General features: G+C 66.4%; 3 protein-coding genes. All 3 read left to right on the plus strand.

The window, feature by feature from the left end; translation table 11 throughout:
• Positions 1–473: enoyl-CoA hydratase-related protein (locus ACR2JA_RS10260; protein WP_434008985.1), on the plus strand; the 473-nt coding region annotated here is incomplete at its 5' end.
• A gap of 138 nt (positions 474–611) precedes the next feature.
• Positions 612–1,331 (plus strand): Crp/Fnr family transcriptional regulator, encoded by a 720-nt coding sequence (locus ACR2JA_RS10265; RefSeq protein WP_434008986.1) that lies wholly within the window; start codon positions 612–614, stop codon positions 1,329–1,331.
• Positions 1,332–1,365: 34 nt separating this feature from the next.
• Positions 1,366–1,962, plus strand: a 597-nt coding sequence (locus ACR2JA_RS10270) for a phosphotransferase family protein (protein WP_434008987.1), incomplete at its 3' end; no start/stop codon positions are given.

A 1,962-nucleotide genomic window follows, 5' to 3' on the forward strand; every position in this document is an offset into this window, starting at 1 on the left:
CCGCGGTGGAAGGGTCCTGTGCCGGCGCGGGCTTCTCGCTGGCGCTGGCCTGCGACCTGGCCGTGGCCGCGCAGAACAGCGTGTTCGTGATGGCGTACAGCAATGTCGCTCTCTCGCCCGACGGCGGTGCGACCTGGAGCCTGATGCGCGCCCTGCCCCGCGCCACCGCGCTGCAACTGCTGATGTGCGGCGACCGCATCGACGCGCAACGCCTGCAGGCACTGGGCGTCATCAACGCGGTGAGCCAACCCGGCGAAGCCTTGACCGATGCGCTGGCGCTGGCGGCACGCCTGAACGCGCGCGCCCCCAATGCGCTGGCCAGCATCAAGGAACTGGCCAACGATGCGCCCGAAGCCAGCCTGCACGCCCAGCTGGCGGCCGAGCGCGACCACTTCGTGCGCAACCTGCACCACGCCAACGGCGGCGAAGGCATCGCGGCCTTCCTCGACAAACGCACCCCGCTGTACCGCTGACGCACAGCAGCGGCCGTGCTGCGATTTTTCCAGCACCGGCGCGACGCCTGCGGGACAGTTCCCCGCACTATCCCTGATGCTGCCCCATGGTCCCAGTGGTGACAATGGGGCGGCTTTCAGTCACTCAAAAGACATGCGATGGATGAACCGATTCTGACAATGGAAGAACGCGAGGCGATCAACAGTGGTCGCTGGTTCGCAAGCCTTTCACCTTCACTGCGTCACGACATACTCCGATGCGCCTACGTCAAGCGTTTCAAGGACGGCGACCTGATCGTCGCGCGCGGCGACCCGCCGTCCGAATGGACGGCCGTGGCGCGCGGGGCGGTGCGCGTGAGTTCGACATCGCTCTCGGGCAAGCAGATCACGCTGACCTATGTGGAGCCGGGCGTCTGGTTTGGCGATGTGGCGATGTTCGACGGCGATCAGCGCACGCACGACGCCTATGCGCACGGACCGACCACCCTGCTGTGCGTGGCCCGCAACGATTTCCAGAAAATCCTGGCCACCCACGTGGAGCTGTACGAAGCGCTGATGCGCCTGCAGGCGCGGCGCATCCGCACGCTCTTCGGCTTGGTGGAGGACCTCAACACCCTGCCGCTGCGCGCCCGTCTGGCCAAACAGCTGCTGCACCTGGTGCGCAGCTACGGCGTGCCGTGCCTGTCGGACGGCAACGAGATGCGCATCGGCCTGCAACTGGCGCAGGAAGAACTGGCACAGCTGCTGGGCGCCTCGCGCCAGCGCGTGAACCAGGAACTCAAATCCATGGAGCGCGAGAACGCGATCCGCATCGAGCAAGGCGGGCTGGTGGTGCGCAACCGCGACATGCTGATGCGCATCGCCGAAGCCGAAACCTGACGGCGCCCCGCCGCACCCCAACCCTCGTGACCGCATGACAGATCAACAGAACTTCACCGGCACGAGACCGGTGGCGGCGCAACACGCCGTCGACATCCCCGCCCTCCAGCGCTGGCTGGAACAGCACATGGACGGTTTCGCCGGCCCGCTGTCGGTGGAAATGTTCAAGGGCGGCCAGTCCAACCCGACGTACAAGCTCATCACCCCGGCACGCAGCTATGTGATGCGCGCCAAACCCGGCCCGGTGGCCAAGCTGCTGCCCTCTGCCCACGCCATCGAACGCGAATTCCGCGTCATGGGTGCGCTGCACGGCACCGGCGTGCCGGTGGCGCAGATGCACGTGCTGTGTGAGGACGAGTCCGTCATCGGCCGTGCCTTCTACGTCATGGAATGCGTGGAAGGTCGCGTGATGTGGGACCAATCGTTGCCCGATCTCAGCCGTGAGCAGCGTGGGGCGGTCTACGACGAGATGAACCGCGTCATGGCCGCACTGCACACGGTGCGCCCCAACGATATCGGCCTGGCCGACTACGGCAAGCCGGGCAACTACTTCGAGCGCCAGATCGGCCGCTGGAGCAAGCAGTACGTCGCGTCCATCACGCAGCCGATTCCCGAGATGGACCGGTTGATG

It is taken from the genome of Hydrogenophaga sp. (genome assembly GCF_051007235.1).
Taxonomy (GTDB): domain Bacteria; phylum Pseudomonadota; class Gammaproteobacteria; order Burkholderiales; family Burkholderiaceae_C; genus Hydrogenophaga.

Excerpts from the sequence above, each read along its gene's own strand:
- ACR2JA_RS10265 (WP_434008986.1), top strand. The coding sequence starts at position 612 with ATGGATGAACCGATTCTGACAATGGAAGAACGCGAGGCGATCAACAGT.